Source organism: Priestia abyssalis (assembly GCF_002019595.1).
Taxonomy (GTDB): domain Bacteria; phylum Bacillota; class Bacilli; order Bacillales; family Bacillaceae_H; genus Bacillus_BA; species Bacillus_BA abyssalis.
On sequence record NZ_KV917369.1, the window covers coordinates 4946982 to 4967604 of the forward strand.

The 20623-nt window shown below is 41.1% G+C and carries 20 protein-coding genes; 4 read left to right on the forward strand and 16 right to left on the reverse strand.

Features of this window, described 5'->3' with window-relative positions; all coding sequences use genetic code 11:
* Positions 1-2 precede the first annotated feature (2 nt).
* From pfkA to dnaE, 6 genes are all read right to left on the reverse strand, one after another.
* Positions 3-962, reverse strand: a complete 960-nt coding sequence (gene pfkA, locus BK575_RS23670; protein ID WP_078414019.1) for a 6-phosphofructokinase — start codon at positions 960-962, stop codon at positions 3-5.
* 129 nt (positions 963-1091) lie between these two features.
* Positions 1092-2069 carry an acetyl-CoA carboxylase carboxyl transferase subunit alpha gene (accA, locus tag BK575_RS23675; RefSeq protein ID WP_078414020.1) on the reverse strand — a complete coding sequence of 326 codons (978 nt, stop codon included), beginning with the start codon at positions 2067-2069 and terminating at the stop codon, positions 1092-1094.
* Positions 2063-2926 (reverse strand): acetyl-CoA carboxylase, carboxyltransferase subunit beta, encoded by an 864-nt coding sequence (gene accD / locus BK575_RS23680; RefSeq protein ID WP_078414021.1) that lies wholly within the window; start codon positions 2924-2926, stop codon positions 2063-2065. Before accD ends, accA begins: the two co-directional genes overlap by 7 nt.
* Positions 2927-3020: 94 nt before the next feature.
* Positions 3021-3653 (reverse strand): FadR/GntR family transcriptional regulator, encoded by a 633-nt coding sequence (locus tag BK575_RS23685; RefSeq protein WP_235867436.1) that lies wholly within the window; start codon positions 3651-3653, stop codon positions 3021-3023.
* A gap of 17 nt (positions 3654-3670) precedes the next feature.
* Positions 3671-4900 (reverse strand): NADP-dependent malic enzyme, encoded by a 1230-nt coding sequence (locus BK575_RS23690; protein ID WP_078414022.1) that lies wholly within the window; start codon positions 4898-4900, stop codon positions 3671-3673.
* Positions 4901-5023: 123 nt separating this feature from the next.
* Positions 5024-8395 carry a DNA polymerase III subunit alpha gene (gene dnaE, locus BK575_RS23695; RefSeq protein WP_078414023.1) on the reverse strand — a complete coding sequence of 1124 codons (3372 nt, stop codon included), beginning with the start codon at positions 8393-8395 and terminating at the stop codon, positions 5024-5026.
* Positions 8396-8528: 133 nt separating this feature from the next.
* Between dnaE and BK575_RS23700 the strand changes: the two genes are divergently transcribed.
* Both BK575_RS23700 and ytrI read left to right on the forward strand, forming a co-directional pair.
* The gene (locus BK575_RS23700) at positions 8529-8864 is read left to right on the forward strand and encodes a sporulation membrane protein YtrH (RefSeq protein WP_078414024.1); all 336 of its coding nucleotides are present in this window, start codon (positions 8529-8531) and stop codon (positions 8862-8864) included.
* Complete coding sequence (ytrI, locus tag BK575_RS23705) at positions 8834-9373, forward strand: sporulation membrane protein YtrI (RefSeq protein WP_139368098.1); 540 nt, start codon at positions 8834-8836, stop codon at positions 9371-9373. Before BK575_RS23700 ends, ytrI begins: the two co-directional genes overlap by 31 nt.
* A 171-nt stretch (positions 9374-9544) precedes the next feature.
* On the opposite strand, the gene BK575_RS23710 is transcribed toward ytrI, so the two are convergent.
* Positions 9545-10489: a DHH family phosphoesterase gene (locus tag BK575_RS23710; protein WP_078414026.1), complete on the reverse strand. Its 945-nt coding sequence runs from the start codon at positions 10487-10489 to the stop codon at positions 9545-9547.
* 135 nt (positions 10490-10624) lie between these two features.
* Between BK575_RS23710 and BK575_RS23715 the strand changes: the two genes are divergently transcribed.
* Positions 10625-10918, forward strand: a complete 294-nt coding sequence (locus BK575_RS23715) for a YtpI family protein (protein ID WP_078414027.1) — start codon at positions 10625-10627, stop codon at positions 10916-10918.
* A gap of 85 nt (positions 10919-11003) precedes the next feature.
* Here BK575_RS23715 and BK575_RS23720 read toward each other — a convergent pair whose 3' ends face one another.
* The 7 genes from BK575_RS23720 to BK575_RS23745 all read right to left on the reverse strand — a co-directional run bounded on the left by BK575_RS23720 (position 11004) and on the right by BK575_RS23745 (position 18268).
* On the reverse strand, positions 11004-12320 hold the full coding sequence (locus BK575_RS23720; RefSeq protein WP_078414028.1) for a CBS domain-containing protein: 1317 nt from the start codon (positions 12318-12320) through the stop codon (positions 11004-11006).
* 184 nt (positions 12321-12504) lie between these two features.
* Positions 12505-12756 carry a hypothetical protein gene (locus BK575_RS23725; protein WP_078414029.1) on the reverse strand — a complete coding sequence of 84 codons (252 nt, stop codon included), beginning with the start codon at positions 12754-12756 and terminating at the stop codon, positions 12505-12507.
* Between the two features lie 316 nt (positions 12757-13072).
* The gene (locus BK575_RS23730; protein WP_078414030.1) at positions 13073-13753 is read right to left on the reverse strand and encodes a metal-dependent hydrolase; all 681 of its coding nucleotides are present in this window, start codon (positions 13751-13753) and stop codon (positions 13073-13075) included.
* Between the two features lie 300 nt (positions 13754-14053).
* A complete protein-coding gene (gene ald, locus BK575_RS23735) occupies positions 14054-15175 on the reverse strand; it encodes an alanine dehydrogenase (RefSeq protein WP_078414031.1) in 1122 nt (373 codons plus the stop codon).
* Positions 15176-15305: 130 nt separating this feature from the next.
* Entirely contained in the window at positions 15306-15461 is a 156-nt protein-coding gene (locus BK575_RS28795; RefSeq protein WP_169907966.1) for a hypothetical protein, read from the reverse strand.
* Between the two features lie 204 nt (positions 15462-15665).
* Positions 15666-17063, reverse strand: a complete 1398-nt coding sequence (gene argH / locus BK575_RS23740) for an argininosuccinate lyase (protein ID WP_078414032.1) — start codon at positions 17061-17063, stop codon at positions 15666-15668.
* Complete coding sequence (locus tag BK575_RS23745) at positions 17060-18268, reverse strand: argininosuccinate synthase (RefSeq protein ID WP_078414033.1); 1209 nt, start codon at positions 18266-18268, stop codon at positions 17060-17062. The genes argH and BK575_RS23745 overlap by 4 nt, the downstream gene beginning before the upstream one ends.
* Positions 18269-18474: 206 nt before the next feature.
* On the opposite strand from BK575_RS23745, the gene BK575_RS23750 reads away from it, so the two are divergent.
* Complete coding sequence (locus BK575_RS23750) at positions 18475-18789, forward strand: hypothetical protein (RefSeq protein WP_078414034.1); 315 nt, start codon at positions 18475-18477, stop codon at positions 18787-18789.
* A 185-nt stretch (positions 18790-18974) separates the two neighbouring features.
* Here the strand turns inward: BK575_RS23750 and BK575_RS23755 are convergent, their stop codons facing one another.
* Positions 18975-19481 (reverse strand): MogA/MoaB family molybdenum cofactor biosynthesis protein, encoded by a 507-nt coding sequence (locus BK575_RS23755; RefSeq protein WP_078414035.1) that lies wholly within the window; start codon positions 19479-19481, stop codon positions 18975-18977.
* Positions 19471-20316: an EcsC family protein gene (locus BK575_RS23760; protein WP_078414036.1), complete on the reverse strand. Its 846-nt coding sequence runs from the start codon at positions 20314-20316 to the stop codon at positions 19471-19473. The genes BK575_RS23755 and BK575_RS23760 overlap by 11 nt, the downstream gene beginning before the upstream one ends.
* Positions 20317-20623: the final 307 nt, after the last annotated feature.

Consider the following 20623-nt stretch of genomic DNA (forward strand, 5'->3'; position numbering starts at 1 on the left):
CGTTAAATTGATAATTCCTGAGAAAGCTTGTACATTGAATGATCAATGTCATGTTTATGTTCTAAAATTTCAAGAATGTCATGATCAACGAGTTCATTATTCTGAATGCCCACACAACGACCGCCTTTTCCATCTAGCAATAATTCTACTGCTCTTGCCCCTAAGCGGCTCGCAAGTACACGATCAGCTGCCGTTGGTGAACCTCCGCGTTGGATATGGCCAAGTACACTTACACGTGTTTCCAACCCGGTCTGCTCTTCAATCCTCTTACCAAACTCTACCCCGCTTCCTACACCTTCCGCTACCACGATAATACTATGTTTCTTACCACGGTCCGTTCCGCGTTTTAAGCGAGCAATAATATCTTCCATGTCATAGTCCGCTTCTGGAACTAAAATCGTCTCAGCTCCGCCAGCCAAGCCCGCCCATAAGGCGATATCGCCGGCATGTCTGCCCATTACTTCAATGACATATGTACGATCATGAGACGTAGCCGTATCACGAATTTTATCAATAGCATCAATAACTGTATTTAAAGCTGTGTCAAATCCAATGGTAAAGTCCGTACCTGGAATATCGTTATCAATAGTACCAGGAACACCTACGCACGGAAAGCCATGTTCTGTTAGCTTTTTGGCTCCCATATAAGAACCGTCGCCTCCAATGACAACTAGTCCTTCAATCCCATGTTTTTTTAATTGCTCAATCCCTTTTTGTTGTCCTTCAAGCGTTCTAAACTCTGGGCATCGAGCTGAATAAAGCTTCGTACCGCCGCGGTGAATAATATCACCTACGTCACCTACTTCAAGCTTCTGAATATTCCCTGCAATTAAACCGGAATACCCATTATAAACTCCATAAACTTCCAGATCATGATAAATTGCTTTACGAACAACTGCACGAATAGCGGCATTCATTCCGGGTGAATCTCCGCCACTTGTCAAAACACCAATTCTTTTCATGTCTCTTTTCACCTCATTGCGCTTTAACTGTCTATAAAATACCATGAAGAATCTTTGAACACAATAGAGAAGGATAATTACTGAAACAGAAAAACGCGCATCCCGTATTTTATCAGGATGCACGCTTCCTTATTTTATCCCTATGGTATCGTTTTCAAACGAAAATTGTCCGATTTTTTTGTATTTTAAATAACGATGTTCAACTAGCTCTTCCGCTGTCATTTTTTTCAATTCCAGCAAAGATTGTTTTAAGATTTCGTCAATCAGCTCTGCTTGTCTGCGTACATCACGATGTGCCCCGCCTTTTACTTCCGGGACGACTTCGTCTACGATATCCATTGCTTTTAAATCAGGCGCTGTAATTTTCATCGTTTCAGCCGCTTGTTTGGCAAGCCCAGCATCCTTCCATAGGAGGGCCGCTGCGCCTTCAGGAGAAATAACGGAGTAAGTGGAATTTTCCAGCATATGAAGATGGTTTCCTACGCCAAGAGCCAATGCGCCGCCGCTTCCTCCTTCACCGATGACAATACAAATAACAGGAACACCTAAACCAGCCATCTCAAATAGATTTTTAGCAATGGCTTCACTTTGTCCGCGTTCTTCTGCTGCTTTTCCTGGGTATGCTCCTTTTGTATCAATAAAGCAAATAATAGGTCTTGAGAATTTCTCTGCTTGCTTCATGAGCCTAAGTGCTTTTCGATATCCTTCTGGGTGCGGCATCCCAAAATTACGTTTGATGTTTTCTTTCGTATCTTTACCGCGTTGATGTCCAATGACTGTTACTGATAATCCGCGGTATTTGGCGATACCGCCGACAATGGCCTCGTCATCACCGTAATAACGATCACCATGGCACTCAAAAAAGTCTGTGAATAAATGAGAGATGTAATCCAGTGTTGTGGGACGCTCTGGATGACGGGCAATTTGTACGCGGTCCCACGGCTTCAAATTCTCATAAATATCCTTTTCAACGCGCTCTAAACGAGATTCCAATTTTTCAATTTCACTGGTCAAATCCACATCCGTGTTTTTAGCAAACTCTTTTAATTCGTTGATTTTATTCTTTAACTCCACTACGGGACGCTCAAATTCTAATTCTCCTACCACTCTAGTTCACCTCCATTTACATGGATATCAAGAATATTAATCAGTTTTTCTTTTAACTGATGACGATGAATGACATCATCTAATTGGCCATGCTTTAATAAAAATTCAGCCGTCTGGAAATCTTCCGGCAACTCTTCACGAATCGTTTGCTCAATAATTCTTCGGCCGGCAAATCCAATTAAAGCTCCAGGCTCGGCAAAATTATAATCTCCAAGTGAGGCAAAACTTGCCGATACCCCTCCTGTCGTCGGGTGTGTCATAACTGAAATAATGAGCCCGCCTTGGTCACTGAACCGTTTTAAAGCCGCACTCGTTTTGGCCATTTGCATAAGGCTCAAAACTCCTTCTTGCATTCTCGCGCCGCCGGATGCTGTAAAAATAATAAACGGAACTTGAAGTTCCATTGCTTTTTCTACTGCCCTCGCAATCTTCTCTCCGACAACAGACCCCATGCTCCCCATTCGAAAACGGGCATCCATGATGGCCAGTACAACCTTCATGTCCTGCACGAGAGCTTCTCCTGTCACGATTGCTTCATTTAAATCCGTCTTCTCCCGGTCTTTCTCTAACTTCTCTTCATAATCAGGAAATTGCAGAGGGTTTTGGGATACAAGCTTTTCATCATACTCTATGAACGTGCCAGGATCAATAAGACTTTCAATTCTCTCGTGAGCTGTCATGGGATGATGATGCTGGCAATTTAGACATACTCTCAAGTTTTTCGCTAACTCTTTCGTATACATGATTTTTTTACAGTTTTGGCATTTGGTCATAATGCCTTCTGGTACATCTTGTTTTGGGTGCTCTGACGGAACAGATGCATACTTTTTCTTTTTAGCAAACAAATCTCTTAACAAGCTGTAACCTCCCCTTTTCTAAAGCTTCTGTGCTTGGACAGCTAAGAAACCCTTACTTTTCAGAACCTATCGGGTACTCCTAAAGACAAGTTGCCTATTCGACATTTTCCGTCTTAATCAATGCCTCGTAGTACTCTCGGTGTATAGTTAAAGCAACCTGCTCATTTCGATCCACAATTGCTTTAAACAACTTCTTTATCATTCCTTCTCCATTTATTGGATATTTATGTTCAAACGTTTTAAAATAACCGTCCACCACTCTCCAAATTCGCAGCAATAAACGGTTGTCAATATATTGGAATAACTCTTTTACTATATATTCATTATAATCCGATTCTGTTGTCATCCTCGTTTGTAACTGCTGAAGTTGTAAATCTGTCAATCTATAAAAGGCAATTTTTAAAACAATTTGTTCAATCCAAAATTTTGTTTCGATTAAATCTTTTTTGGCCTTACTATCTTGAAGGAGAAAAGTAGCCAGCAGCTCGATAAGCTGGTGCTCGCCAATTTCTTTTATGAATGTTCCTTCTCCTCGTCTTGTTTCAATAATGCCCAGCAGCTCGATTGCCCTTAAAGCTTCTCTTACAGAGGAGCGGCCTACATTTAACCGCTCGGACAACTCCCTCTCAGAAGGAATTTTATCTCCCGTTTTAAGCCTGTCAATTTCCATCATCTTGCGGATTTGATTTAAAATTTCTACATATACCTTTGATTTCTCGCCAGTCAATGATTTCCTCACTCACTTCATTCAATAATGGCTAAGCGGCGCGTTTTTTCTGCAACATCTTCCGGATTCACTCGAATGCGGGCTACTCCTGTTTCCATTGCAGCCTTTGCAACTGCCGCTGCTACTGCTGGAGCAATCCGCGAATCAAACGGTGCCGGAATAACATAGTCAGCGTGAAGTTCTTTTTCATCAATTAAACCTGCAATTGCTTCTACCGCAGCCATTTTCATTTTTTCATTAATATGGGTAGCGCGAACATCCAATGCCCCCCGGAAAATACCAGGGAAGGCTAACACGTTATTGACCTGGTTAGGAAAATCAGAACGGCCCGTTCCAATTACTTTGGCGCCGGCCGCTTTCGCTCCTTCAGGCATAATTTCCGGAACCGGGTTGGCCATCGCAAAAATAATAGGATTTTCATTCATCGTTTCAATCATTTCTTTCGTTAACGCACCTTCGACAGATACACCGATGAATACATCTGCCTCTTTAATAACATCTGCTAAAGAACCCTCCAGCTTATCACGGTTTGTATAGGAAGCGACTTCCGCTTTCACAATGTTCATACCGTAAGGACGATCCTCATAAATAGCACCCTTTGAATCGCACATAATAATATTGCGAACACCATAGCGATATAACAATTTAATGATAGCAATTCCGGCAGCTCCTGCTCCGTTGGCAACCACTTTAATTTCCGACATAGCCTTTCCAACGATCTTTAATGCATTAAGCAAGCCCGCTACCGTTACAATAGCAGTTCCGTGCTGATCATCGTGGAAGACAGGGATATTGGTTTCCTTTTTAAGGCGTTCTTCAATGATAAAGCAATTGGGAGCTGCAATGTCTTCAAGGTTTACGCCGCCGAACGTCGGCTCCAACATTTTTACAGTCTCTACAATTTTATCCACATCTGTCGTATTTAAACAAATTGGAAATGCATCAACGCCAGCGAAACTTTTAAATAAAACCGCTTTTCCTTCCATTACCGGCAAGGCTGCTTCCGGACCGATATTCCCTAACCCTAAAACAGCTGTTCCATCTGATACAACGGCGACCATGTTTCCTTTCATTGTATACTCATATACCTTGTTTACATCATCATAAATAGCTTTACAAGGCTCTGCCACTCCTGGTGAATAAGCTAAACTCAAATCTTGTGCATTTCGAACCGGAATTTTAGATTTAGATTCTAATTTCCCCTGATGAACTCGATGCATATGCAACGCTTCTTCACGCAACGACATATATACCCTCTCCCTCTTTTATGAAAAAAACATAGTCCTATGATTAAATGAAAGTACCCCTGAAAGTGGTCAGACCACTTTTGGCTCTTTTACAATATAACAAATAAACGAAAAATGTAAAGGTTATAATTTTTTTAAGACGACATTTCCTTCACCCAATACACCCTCTAATTTCTGTAAAGACTCTGAAACTGGTTGAACGTAATACGCTTCTGGCAGCTTGACCATCTTCTTTTCATCTTCATAATAAATGATGACTGGGACGCTCCCTTTATAGGAAGTTAAAATATGCTGAATACGTTGCAACTGCCCTTGATGCTTATGTTTTTCCTCAATCTTTAAATACAATACATTCGCTTCCCCGTCCTGTATTTCCTGTGAACTTTGCACTTTTTTAACACCTTGAATGATAAACTGTAGTTGACCATCGCGGCTTTCGGTTTTCCCTTGTAAAAGGAGGACCGCTCCTTGTACAAGCATCTCTGCATGCTGCTTGTAGATACGAGGAAATGCGACAGCTCTCATCTCCCCCGTTTCATCACCCAGGGTAAAAAACGCCATTTGCTCTCCGTTCTTCGTACGTATTACCTTTTCAGAAGACAAATATGCCCCAACTGTGATTTGGGCTAGCGGCTGTTCGTTTAATACATCATATATCCGCTGTGCGCCATATAAAGAAAAGCTAGAGCGAAAAGGCATAGCCGGATGACTGGATAAATACAAACCAAGCGCTTCCTTTTCCCTTTTCAGTTTCTCTTCCAGGGACATGGGACTTGTTTCTGTATACTTTGGCTTCAATGAAAGCCCTTCGTCTAAAAAGAGATTCGATTGATCATCAAACCCCAGAAATTCTATATGCTCCAAAGCAACATTGATGCTCGCCAGCAGTGTCGCACGGTCTTCGCCGAATTCGTCAAAACAGCCTGACACAATCAGTGATTCAAGTGTACGGCGGTTCACGACTTTCATGGAGACACGCATACAAAAATCAAACAAATCAGTAAAACGCCTCTGCCTTCTCGCCTGAAAGATTTCTTTCAAAACCGCCGCTCCCACATGCTTAATGGAAGCCAAACTAAACCGGATTCCCTCTTGCTGCACAGTAAAATCATACTTACTCTCATTAATGGAGGGGGGGAACAAAACGATATTTTTAGTTCTTGCCTCATGAATATATTGCGTTAGCTTCCCTTCATTTCCAATAGCACTCGTTAAAATGGCAGCGAAAAAATGGATAGGATAATTGGCTTTTAGGTAAGCAAGCTGATAAGCAATCATACTATATGCCACTGCATGGCTCCGGTTAAAGCCATAGTCAGCAAAACGGACAATCAGATCATAAAGGGCCTGGGCCACATTCTCCTCGTATCCGTTTTGCATGCACCCTTTTACAAAGCCGCTTCTCTGTTCATCCAGTATTTCTTTTTTCTTTTTGCTTACCGCTCTTCGAAGCAAATCTGCTTCACCAAGGGTAAATCCAGCCATCTTAGAGGCAATTTTCATAATTTGCTCTTGATAAACGATAACGCCGTACGTTTTATGTAAAATATCTTCTAAATCCGGGTGTAAATAATGAATGGGTGCTTTTCCATGCTTACGTTCAATGTACGTCGGAATATTCTCCATCGGTCCCGGACGGTACAAAGCATTTACTGCCACGATATCTTCTAGTTCAGTTGGCTGGAGCCTTTGAAGTACCTTCCTCATCCCCTCTGACTCCAATTGAAAAATACCGGTTGTATCTCCTTTCGCTAATAAGGAATATGTGAGTTCATCCTTCATCGGCAAATGGTTCAGATCGATTCGCCTTCCATTTTCCTGTTGAACGCGCTGGATAGTCTTATCTAAAATAGTTAAATTCCGCAAGCCAAGAAAATCCATTTTCAGTAACCCTATTGCTTCCAATCCATCCATATCAAACTGTGTCAAATAAACCCCTTCGTGCCCCTCTTGGATGGCAATAAAATCCGTTAATGCCCTTTCACTAATAACCACACCCGCTGCATGTGTAGAGGTATGCCTTGGCAACCCTTCAATTTCTTTCGCCGTTTCAAATAATCGCTGACGTTTTGGCGATTGGCCAAGATAAGTACGCAATGCCTCTGACTGTTCATATGCCTGCCTTAAAGTAATACCGATTTTATTGGGAACAAGCTTTGAAATGGTTTCCACTTCGTCTGCGGGCACATCGAGCACTCTCCCAACGTCACGAACAGCCGCTTTTGCCGCAAGCGTTCCAAACGTAATAATTTGAGCCACATGCAGCTCTCCATATTTCTTCGCCACATAGCGAATGACCTCATCTCTTCGGTGATCGGGAAAGTCGATATCAATATCCGGCATGGAAATCCGATCCGGGTTTAAAAACCGCTCAAATAAGAGGTCATATTTAATAGGATCAATCGTTGTGATGTTCAGGACATAGGCTACAAGTGAACCCGCTGCTGAACCCCGGCCAGGTCCTGTAACAATTCCTTGGCGATGGGCATAATTCATAAAATCCCATACGATTAAAAAGTAGTCACTGAACTTCATTTGGCGGATAACAGATAATTCATAATACAGTCTCTCTCTATACTTGGCTGGGTCATGCTGTTCCTGAAGCTTCTCTTGCAGCCCTTCTTCACACAATTTTTCCAAATACCTATCAGCTTCCATCCCTTCAGGTGTCGGATACTTGGGCAAATGGATACCTCCGAGAGGCAAATCGATAGTGCACCGCTCGCTAATGGAAAGCGTTTGGTTAAGAGCCTCCGGTAAATCGGAAAATAATTCTGCCATCTCTTCAGAGGATTTTAAATAATATTCTTTCGTCTCAGCGGCTTCCTTTCCATCTTCTAACTTTGTCCCTTCCTTAATTGCAAGCAAACACTCGTAAGCGGAGGATTGCTCTTTCTCTAAATAACGAACGTCGTTGGCAGCGACAATTGGAATCCCCCACTTTTTAGCCAACGGAAGCATTTTTGCATTTAACTCTTGTTCTATATCACCATGACGCTGAATCGAAAAATAGACATTTTCTTGGCCAAATATACGCTGCAAAAAACGGGTTACACTTTCTGCTTCTTCAATGCGGCCCGCCTCCACATAAGTCTCAATCATTCCTCTTTTTCCTGGAGTTAAGACAATGACCCCTTCGCTGTAATGAGACAGCCACTTCTTTTTCAATCCTTTTTCTGCCTTCGTTTTGACAAGGCTGCTCAGCTTCAACAAATTGTGATAACCTGTATTATTTTCAGCAAGCAGCACGAATGGAAAGGCTGCCCCATCGGACTCATCCTCTTCAAGTATAGAGACGCTTAATCCAATGATTGGCTTAATTCCTTCCCGCTTGCACGCCTGGTAAAAAGAAACCGCCCCATACATCACATTCTCATCTGTTAACGCAAGGGATGGATAATTTAATTTTTTTGCTTTGTGAACTAAGTCATTTATTTTAATAGCACTGCTTAACAAGCTGTAACCGCTCTGTACTTGTAAATGAACAAAAGGCACCACGTTCCCCACCCTTAATACGAATATCTTTTTTGAACATCCTTCCTTCATTATAATTTTTGTCATAACGATAGACAAATCACATAACTTATAAAGTCTGTCCATATATATGGATTGAGGAGGAGGGCTGTTTATGAGAGAAACATTTATGTCTCTATTTATTTTAAGTTATTTTATTGCTCTTGGTGTTTTACTCGGAGGAACAATGGTCGGTGCGTTTGGAGCCTTTTTGACGGGAAAGCCGCCTTTGTCCCACATGATGACGTTGGCTAACAATCTAAAAATATGGGCACTTGTCGCTGCCATCGGAGGCACATTTGATACATTTTTCAGCTTGGAGCGCGGGGTCTTTCAAGGCGCAACAAAAGATGTGTTTAAGCAAATGCTTTATATATTAGCCGCCATGGGAGGAGCTCAGACAGGAGCCATGATCATAAAATGGCTGACACAGGAGCATATTGGCTCATGAGGATTCCTCCTCTTTACAAGAATAGAAACTGGCAGCGATTCCTGGCTGGGATGATTTTGGGAGCTGTAGTCAGCTGGTTTGTTTTCTTGATGCTTTTTGGCATCTCACAAGAAAGACAAATCATTACCATCCATCAGCAAAAAAAAGAGATTCAAGATTTAAAAGATAAAATGAGCATTTGGCAAAATGAAATCGAAGAGCTTAATGAGGAGAAAGAAGAGAATTTAGTCATCCAAGACTTAAAGGTGAAAATTATGAACGAAGGCAAATATAAGATTAATTCCTATACGGCTTTCCTCATCCAAGAAAGCGCCAAAGAAGAAATTGAGCACGTTCTTTCCAAAAATATAGAAGACGTGTACAAGTCCCGCCATTCTCTCAAAAAAGCCATTGAAAATAAAGCATATACCATTGATAAAACGACCTACTATGTCGAGATACACGAGATTTTCTTCCATACGACCCTTTCTGTTCAACTAAAAATAAAAGATATTAAGCAGAACCTTTAACTCTAAAAAGACCCCGTCATGAAAATCCAGTAAAATCAAAGGATTCCATGACGAGGTCTTTCAGTAACATCAGCGCTTATCATTTAACAAAGACTTACGGAAATGCTTAATGACATTTCCGCTCATATCCCATTATTTACGTAAATTTTGCAGCTTCATCAGCATGAGTTCCTATTGATTGGAAGGTGCGCAAACCTCTTCCAAATCCGCTAACACCGCCTGAACTTCATCCCATGAATAGATAGAAGCCCCCGCTGCCATCGGATGTCCTCCTCCTTTATACTTTTGGGCAATCGTATTAATGACAGGACCTTTTGAACGCAAACGAACGCGGATCAACTCATCTTCCTCAATGAAAAATACCCATGCTCGAATACCTTCAACGCTTCCAAGAACCCCAACTAATTGAGATGCCTCGGAAGGAGTAGCCTCAAACCGCTCCAAGATGTCTTTCGTTAACGTCATATGAGCAACACCCGACGACTGAAGCGTAAAGTTTTGCAATACATACCCCTGCAGCTTAGCTACATTCACTTTTGTACTGTAGAGCTGATCATACAACTCTTTAAATTCAAAACCATACTGTACCAATTCACTAGCATATTGAAACGTTCGCGGTTTTGTACTTGGGAATAAAAAACGCCCTGTATCCCCTACTATTCCCGCATAAATCAAGCGGGCAGCTTCCGATGACATTTTCAGCCCCTTATCTTTACCGAACAAATAAAACTCATAAATCATTTCACTAGCAGAGCTGGCGTTCGTATCTACCCACAATACATCTCCATATGGATCTTCATTAGGGTGATGATCAATTTTGACGACTATCTTTCCTCTCGCATAACGCTGATCGCAAACCCGCTCCTCATTAGCTGTATCACAAACGATGACAAGGGCTTCACCATAGGCTTCATCTTCAATCTCGTCAAGACGATATAGAAAACTCAGAGAGGGTTCTTCCACTCCAGCTGTATAAATCTTTTTTTCCGGAAATGATGCTTTTAAGATTTCTGCCAAACCACATTGCGAACCGTATGCGTCAGGATCCGGACGTACATGACGATGAATAATAATCGTATTAAACTCGCGAATCAGTTCTAATATTTTTTCTTTCATATGTATTCTCCCTTTTTATCTATATTAAATCACAAAATCAAAGTGTTTTGAAAGAAGATCTATTCAACAGTAGAAATTGTATGGCTGTGACGTTAAAATGAAAAGAGAACAATTCTTGTTAATGGGGGAAATGCAATGCCTATCTTTGTCATTTTCATTATCTTTTCAATATCTTTTTATCTTTATTTTAAAATAAAGTATTTTCGGACGAAGCAACCAATGGAGAAGCAATGGATTTCTGCTAAATCCAGCATTGCCCTTGGCGCATTTGTGCTTTTATTTGGAATCAACCAATACTTCATTTATCAATCTACTCTTTCCCTCGTGATCGGTCTCCTGTTTGTAGCTATGGGAGCAGGCAGCATATGGGCAGGGGTTCGCGCCTATAAATACTATTATCCATTAGTCGTCAAAGAGGCAAACGAATAAGCGAAGTCTGCTCATCCTCCGGAAATTGAGCTGCTCTAACAAAGAGAGAACCTTTCACAACTGCTGTGTAAAGGTTCTCTCTTTGTTACGTCCGGTCTAAAATTTGTGCCATCATAAGCGCCTTACCCACGACAACTCCTTCGTTGTACACTTCAACGTCCACTTTGGCAAATTTCCGTCCTAACTCCAGCACCTTCGGACGGATTTCAATCATACTTTCAATTTGAACGGGTTTAATAAAATAAATGGTGACATTTTCAATGACTAAATCGCCTTTTTTATGAGTCCGAAGCACACGGTTGGCCGCTTCTGTCACAATGGTCGTAAACACCCCGTATGAGATGGTCCCCATATAATTGGTCATTTGTGGAGTCACTTCACAGCGATAAAATTGATCGCCTTTTGTTTCCGTCACATCGACAAATTGATTGGTCACGATATCGTCGATTGTTTCTCCAACTTGCGGCTGGCGCTGAATCATCTGCAAGGCTTTTAATACGTCCTGTCTGCTGATGATTCCTTCTAAGCGATGGTAATCATCCACAACGGGCAGCACTTCAATCCCTTCCCACACCATCATATGGGCAGCTGAAGCAACAGACGTCTTTCCATGAACAATCATCGGATTTCTCGTCATCACTTTTTCAATAGGTGTTTGTTTATCATATCCAATAATATCTTTAGAGGTTATCATCCCCTGTACCTTTAAATGCTGATCGACAACCGGAAAACGGCTGTGCCGGGTTTGTTCATTGTATTCATACCAATTCTCAATAGTATCATCAAGTTTTAAGATGACCGTATCATTTACTGCTGTTAAAATATCTTCCACAAGGACAATTTCTTTTTTGATTAACTGGTCGTAAATCGCACGGTTAATCATCGTCGCCACAGTGAATGTGTCATAACTTGTAGAGATAATGGGAAGCTTAAGTTCATCAGCCAGCTGCTTCACATCTTCATCCGTATCAAATCCTCCTGTTATAAGAACGGCCGCTCCAGCTTCCAAAGCCAGTTCATGGGCTTTTGTACGATTTCCGACAATCAATAAGTTCCCGGCGCCCGTATATCTCATCATCGCTTCGAGCTTCATTGCCCCGATGACAAATTTATTGAGGGTTTTATGCAACCCTTCTCTTCCCCCAAGCACTTGGCCATCTACAATGTTGACAACTTCGGCAAACGTCAGCTTTTCAATGTTCTCTTTTTTCTTTCGTTCTATTCGAATCGTACCAACGCGTTCAATTGTTGATACATACCCTTTATTTTCCGCATCTTTAATGGCACGGTAAGCGGTCCCTTCACTTACATTTAAATCTTTTGCAATCTGACGAACGGATATTTTCTCACCAATCGGCAAGGAATCAATATGCTGTAAAATTTGTTCATGCTTAGTAGCCAAGCTGCTTCACCCTTTTAAAAAACATTTTCATTCTATTCGAAAATCATACTGCTTAATTTTTTAATCTACATTCCACTTAATAACTAGTTAATTCATTATGACATTGTACTGGTAAAAGGTATAGACGTAAAGAGTTTCTGTTAACTTCTATTATAAGGGTGAATTTGTTGTGATTCAATGCAGCTTACCCGCGCTCTGTCATTCGTTTCCTTTCTCCTTGTCGAGACGGATATTTCGCGATTTGACGCTGCTGGGCAAATTTTTTCGAATTATAGAGGAGACTCGATAAATTCCCTCCTGTAACAAGCAGGGCTAAAAACAGCCACGATAACGAAAAAAAACCTTGCGCACTATTCACATCTACTGCAAGACGCGGGATTGCATAATACAGCATCAATCCGCACAATAACAGCGATAACATTGTTTGATTCCTCATTTTCCACCCTCTCCTTCTTTTCCCTTTGCTTCCGCTCTCATAATCAGAGGTTCATGACCATTGCTTTTATAACTTATTTTATGCTCGTCCCTCCTATATAAGAATCAAAAAAAGGAGGATGAATAAGAAGCGTGATATCACGCTTCTTATTCACCCTCCTGAAAAGGAACCGTCATCAAAAATTGATTAAAGCCCAGCTTTTAACTGACGGTTCCTTTCAGACAAAAAGCAAAATTGACGATTCCCCACTTTATTAGAAATAAATTCCAGAAATAGACTATACTTTCTACTTTAAATGATCAAGAAATACTGTTGCTTACAGCTCGATAAACTCGCCTATTTTCATGACTTTTCCTTCGCATTTCGTTAATCCTTTTACAAACGATTCGGCATCCTGTTTAATCACAGGAAATGTATTGTAGTGAATAGGAACAACTGTTTTAGCCGAAATCCACTCGGCCGCAATAGAAGCATCTTCAGGGCCCATTGTAAAATTATCGCCAATCGGTAAAAAAGCCACATCAATATTATAGCGTTCCAATAACTTCATGTCAGAAAAAAGCGCCGTATCCCCTGCATGATAAATGGTTTTTCCATCGATGGTAATGAGCAGTCCTGCCGGCATCCCGGTATATGTAATTTGTTTCGTCTCTTCATCTGTATAACTGGAACCATGAAACGCCTGCGTTAACTTGACGGTTCCAAAATCGAATCTATGGGCGCCGCCGATATGCATTGGATGAGTATTAACCCCTTTCCATCCTAAAAAGGTTGCCAATTCAAACGGAGCGATGACAAGTGAATCATTGCGTTTGGCAATTTCAACAGTATCGCCTACATGATCGTTATGCCCATGTGTTAATAAAATGACATCTGCCTTCACTTCGTCGGCCTTTAAATCGCATTCTGCATTCCCATTAATAAACGGGTCAATCAATAAAGTTTTCTCCGTTGTCTCAATTTTAACGACTGAATGTCCGTGATAAGAAATACGCATATCCATCTCTCCTTACTGTTTTCTCCCTTTTCTATTTCAAGAAACAGGAACAAAATCCTCTTACAATTTCCATTCCTTCTTCTAATGTCCCAAAATTTAAAAAAGGCTTTTTCATTACCCATACCCAAATAAGTGAACGTTTAATCATGTAAAAAACGGAGCTGAACTATAATTCTATGATAAACCGCAAAGCTTACATTTAATGAAAGACCCTGTTTTATCCCTGATTTTTAAAGATGGGACCTTTCATGAAGATGACCCAAAAAGGCTGATTTTTGCCCTTTTGGGTCATCGTCGTTTTTACAGTTGTTCCAGCAATGTTTTAGCGTCGGAATACATGAGTTGATGTGCATCCGCCACCGCTCCATACGTCACAAATCCATTGAGAGTGTTCACACCTTTAAGTAAAGCGTCATTTTCTAAACATGCTTGCTTATATCCTTTATCCGCAATTTGAACGGCATACGGAACCGTCACGTTCGTTAAAGCCATGGTCGACGTTCTCGGCACTGCCCCGGGCATATTTGCAACAGCGTAATGCAATACTCCGTATTTTTCATAGGTTGGCTCATCATGGGTCGTAATGCGGTCCGTTGTTTCAAAAATCCCGCCTTGGTCAATTGCAATGTCTACAACAACAGAGCCCGGCTCCATCGTTTGAATTATTTGTTCCGTTACAAGCTTCGGCGCTTTTGCACCTGGGATTAGAACCGCCCCTATCACTAGGTCAGACTCTTTAACAGAATGGGCTATATTATAAGGATTAGATATCAGTGTCTTAATATCATTTCCAAAAATATCGTCAAGCTGGCGAAGACGATCGACATTTAAGTCAATGATGGTAACATCCGCCCCTAAACCGATTGCAATTTTAGCTGCATTTGTTCCTGCCACACCACCGCCGATAATGGTAATCCTCCCCTTCTGGACACCTGGCACTCCTCCGAGCAATATCCCTTTTCCACCCTTTGTTTTCTCTAAAAACTGCGCTCCGATTTGTGCAGCCATCCTGCCCGCCACTTCACTCATAGGAGTCAAAAGCGGGAGTGATCGATTTGGCAACTGTACCGTTTCATAAGCGATACCGATGACCTTGCGTTCTATAAGAGCTTTTGTTAATTCCGGTTCTGGCGCTAAATGTAGATATGTAAACAAAATTAGTCCGTCCCGGAAAAAATCATATTCAGAAGGAAGGGGTTCTTTCACTTTCATCACCATATCCATCGACCATGCTTCTTTGGCACTCGCCACAATTTGTGCCCCCGCCTGAACATAATGGTCATCCTCAAATCCAGAACCGCTGCCCGCTCCTGTTTCAATATATACTTCATGTCCCCTGCTAATGAGCGTCATCGCTCCTGCAGGAGTCATAGCCACACGGTTTTCATTATTTTTGATTTCCTTCGGTATCCCTATTCGCATACACGGACGTCTCCTTTGCATCTTATTGTATTTCATTGTATGTACAGATTGAAAGAAAGACACTGCAAACACCTAAAGAAAAAGAGGTGCTTTTCTCGTTTCTCAACTTTTTTGGCACCTCTCTTTTCTTTTACTCCGCTTCCCCTGCGATACTTTCATAGGTCGGCGCCGTAAAGCCTCCTCCTACACTCCCGCTTACATAAGCATCATTCAGCAATTGCTGCGTTTGTTGAAGTCCAGTTTCATCGTACTCATATACATGCTGCGGCTGCTTTTTATCGTTCATAACATCAGCTCTCCTTTGTCACAACTTATCCAACACTCCTTTATTCTCTGTATATTTATTAATGTTATACTCGTAATCAACAAGAACAAGCTCTTTAACCTGCCCAAACGGAGCTCTCCAAATAGTTTTTGCTTCCAAAAAAAGGCCACGACTTTTGATTCGCGGCCTTTTGAACTATTTATTTACACTCCATTTTCATCGATGTTATGACTGTTGATTTACTGCATAGTCCGAGAGAAGTGCTTTCGCTTTCTGAATAGCAGCCTTTACTTGTGAAAATCCTGTTCCACCTTGACTGTTACGGCGATTAACCGCTGTACGCGGGTTTAATACATCGTAAATATCCGATTCGAATAAAGATGATGCTTGTTCATACTCCTCTAACGGTAAATCCATCAAATAAATTCCTTTTTGAATGCATATTAAGACGAGCTTACCCACTACTTCATGCGCTTCGCGGAATGGCATGCCTTTCGCTGCCAAGTAGTCTGCCAGTTCTGTCGCATTTGAAAAATCTTGTTTTGTCGTTTGCTCCATCTTTTCCTCATTCACTGCCATCGTAGAAATCATACCAGCAAAGATTGTCAAGCATCCTTCAACTGTCGTGACTGTATCAAACATGCCCTCCTTGTCTTCTTGCAGATCTTTATTATAAGCAAGAGGCAAGCCTTTCATGATTGTTAACAAGCCAAATAAATTTCCGTACACGCGTCCCGTTTTCCCGCGAATGAGTTCTGCCATGTCAGGGTTTTTCTTTTGCGGCATGATGCTGCTGCCTGTCGCATACGTATCATCAATTTCTACAAATTGAAACTCTTGGCTCGACCATAAAATAAGCTCTTCGCAAAAGCGCGATAAATGCATCATCAGCATTGAACTGTTGCTTAAAAATTCAAGGATGAAGTCACGGTCGCTTACCGCATCCATGCTATTTTCGTAAATACTTGAAAATCCAAGCAACTGTGCACTATATTCACGGTCAATCGGGAATGTAGTGCCTGCAAGCGCTCCTGCCCCCAAAGGAGACATATCGATACGCTTCAAGGATTCTTTGAAACGCTCTACATCACGTTGCAGCATCCAAAAGTAAGCCAATAGATGATGAGCAAATGAAACGGGTTGGGCACGCTGTAAATGCGTATAACCTGGAATCAATGTCTCCACATGCTTCTCGGCTTTTTCAACTAATTCTTTTTGTAAGCTCTCAATAAGCGAAACGATGTTCAAGACATGCTTTTTTAAATATAAATGCATATCCGTTGCCACCTGATCGTTCCTGCTTCTTCCCGTATGCAGTTTTCCTCCTACAGGACCAATTTCATCAATTAAATGCTTCTCAATATTAAGATGAATGTCTTCGTATTGGGCAGAAAATGCTAATTCATCCTTTTCGGCCTTTTCAAGTAAAGAGAGGAGACCATTTTGAATGGCCTCCGCATCTTCATTTGGTAAAATGCCGCATTTTGCTAACATTTTGACATGCGCTAAGCTTCCTTGAATGTCTTCTTGGACCAATTGCTGGTCGAATGCAATTGAAGCCCCGAATTCATCTACCCATTGTTCAGGACGTTTTGTAAAACGTCCTCCCCATAACTTTTTCACGCTTCCACCTTCTTCTCATTATGCAACTGGCTGTAAACTTTCGTTGGTAAGCCGAATAATTCGATGAAGCCCACTGCTGCTTGGTGGTTGAATTCATCTTCTTTTGTATATGTTGCAAGCTTCTCATCATATAAAGAGTACGGAGACTTTCTCCCTTCAACGATTGCATGGCCTTTGAATAACTTCACGCGTACTGTGCCTGTTACATTCTTTTGTGTATCTTCCATAAATGCAAGCAATGCCTTATGCAATGGAGAGAACCATAGACCGTTGTAGATCAGCTCCGTTAATTTGTTAGAAATAATCGGCTTAAAATGCGCTACATCTTTCGTTAATGTTAAGTCTTCAAGCTCTTTATGCGCTTTAATTAACGTAAGAGCCGCCGGGCATTCGTATACTTCACGAGATTTGATACCAACAAGGCGATTTTCTACATGATCAATACGACCCACGCCATGCTTACCAGCTAATGTGTTCAATTCTAAAATTAACTCATGCAGTTCATATGCTTTTCCATTCAATGCAACTGGAACACCTTGATTAAACTCAATTTCCACAATGTCAGCTTGATCTGGAGTTGCTTCAATTGGTGTTGTCATATCGTAAGCACCCTCTGGCGGAGCTGCCCATGGATCTTCTAATACACCGCACTCGCATGCTCTTCCCCAAAGGTTTGCATCGATAGAGTATGGATTGTCCAAATTAATTGGAATCGGAATATTGTGTTCTTTTGCATACTCAATCTCTTCTTCACGTGACCAGCTCCACTCACGGACAGGAGCTAATACTTTTAAGTCCGGATTTAACGCCATAATGGAAACTTCAAAACGAACTTGGTCGTTCCCTTTTCCTGTACATCCGTGTGCAACTGCAACCGCGCCAACTTGCTCAGCAATTTCTACAAGCTTTTTTGAAATTAAAGGACGGGATAAAGCCGATACAAGCGGATATTTTCCTTCATATAATCCATGACTTTGTAATACCGGAAGTACGTAATCCTCAGCAAATTCTTTTCTCGCATCGATAGAGTAAGATTCTACAGCACCAACTTGAAGCGCTTTTTCCTTTACAAACTCAACGTCCTTACCTTCGCCCACGTCTAATCCTACTGCTACGACATCATATCCTTGTTGCTGTAACCATTTAATTGCAACGGATGTATCTAATCCACCGGAATAAGCCAATACAACTTTTTCTTTGTTCATTACTAGTTCCTCCTATATATATCAACTAATCGTTTAATTTTTATTCATCTAAGTTAATAATAATGTAACATAATCCTATCCGACTTGCAATACATATTCATATTTTTGTATAAATATAAATAAATAGTCTGAAAAATTCGAGGTTGATAGCATGTTTTCACACTTTTTTGTAAAATAGATATATATGAAGGCAGGGGGAAGGAAAAATGGAGTCTTATTTTGCTTACAACGAACGGCTTGGAATTCAAATCCCGGCACTTAGCGATGAATGGGAACAATATGATAAGCATACCCAGCAAGAAATTTTATTATACTGGGAAAAAATTCGCGGAGAAATTCCTGATCGTATATTCCATTTAGAAAGAACCATCAACCAAAAACAAGCTTGTTTAGAAGAAGAAATGAATTTTAAAAAGTCATGTCAATTAAACAGCGAAATTGCAGAGCTGGCTTCCGTTATTAATGATTTATGGATTTGGTACCGGACGAATCAAGATGTGACAGCTAAAATGCATAACTAATACAAAGAGGATGCCTACAAAGGGGAAAAATCCCCTTTATAGGCATCCTCCTGAAAGGCCCCGTAACAGAATCTGTTACGGGGCCTTTCAGGAAAAAATAATTTCCATCCTGCATTAACGGGCAGTAAGATCCCCACTGATGGAAGTTTCCTTTATGTTTTAACTTATACTCATGAAACAGCTGCTTATTTACGTATCTCACTAATAACATGGCGCAGTTCAGGCAAGATGAGCTTGTTCATCCCTAATGTAACCGCTCCGGTTGAACCCGGTAATGAAAAAATGACTTTTTTCTCTCTTACACCCGCAACAGCACGGCTCAACATAGCTCGAGAACCAATATCCTCTGTATAACTCAACATTCGAAAAAGTTCTCCAAAGCCGACTATCTCCTTTTCCAGCAAGGGTTTTACCGTTTCAATCGTTACGTCACGGCTTGCTATCCCTGTTCCACCGTTTGTGATAACTGCATCGATATCCGGCTGTGCTGCCGCTTCTATCACGGCTTCTCGTATACTGATTTCATCATCTGTAACGATTTTATAGAAACGCACCTCATGATTTTGCTCTTGCAGAAGAGACATAATTCGTTGCCCGCTTTTATCCGTTTCTTCTGTACGTGTATCACTTACTGTAACCACCGCACATCGTAAAGAGTTTGGCGCATGCAAAATATGTTGGTTATGATTCATCAAAATCCCTGCCTTTTTCACGTAAATAACGATATTGATAAAAACGTTTTGCATAATCTGCTGTTTGACGGGTAAATTGGTAGTTCATCACGCCCCCCAAAAACATACTCAAGAGCGGATTTCGTTTTGACACGCTTTTCTTCATAAGAATAAGCAGGGTTGTTTTCAGCAATTGATTAATGTTTTTTTCAAACCATGTTTCATCCAACACTTTTTCATTTCCTTCATAAAAGAAAGAATGCTCATGTGTAGCCAATTCGTTCATTAAATAATCCCAGCCTTGACTTTGCCACTGTTTCGGAAGACTGGCGGCATGAAAAACCTTTAAAGACAACATAAGCTCAAACGGGGAATTAATTTCATAGCCGTAACTCATAGCTGCTAATTGAACCGTCCTTAAATTCAGCAGCACCAAAACAGGCATATCCACACTCATAAAAAGGGAAGAGCCCGTCCCTGTCAATCCCCCTTGAATAAACCCATATAGTCTTTGCTTCGCCAATTTTTGTTCCGCTAAATAGTTCAATTGATCAATCGTTAAATGCTTCAGGTCTTCAATCTGGTCAACGTCTCCATAAAATGCACGGGCTGAGGTCAAGATTTGCTTTTTGGATTTCTGCTGTATGTTCGAATCTTGAAGCCATGAACTAACATGAAATAACCATTCATCTAATTTGTTAATATAGTTAAGACGAATGTCTTCTGGAATAACGGAAATCGTCTGTTCAAGCCATTGTGAGTATGTAAGCTGAAGCTCGTGGGGTGTGTACATTTGCAGCCCCTCTGTCCACTCTTCTATTTCCCGTAAAACCAGTTCATCCCGCTTCGTTAACAAGGCTAATCACCCTTTCTGCCAAACAATGTTATCCATTATTATATCAAATATACTTCCTTCTACATAAAAAAGCAGCTGTCCCATAATTCATAAACAGGCCGCGAAAGTTATTTTTTACTGAAAGGACCCGTCACGAAATCCTTTAGTTTACTGGATTTTCATGACGGGTCCTTTCAGTAGGATGACTCAAAAGGTATGTTTTTTATATCTTTTGAGTCATCCTCTTTTACTTAAGAGTAAGAAAGTATTTTTCGACCAGTACTGGTGTCTAGCTCGCTGTGGAAAAGATGATTGCCCTCATAAGGCA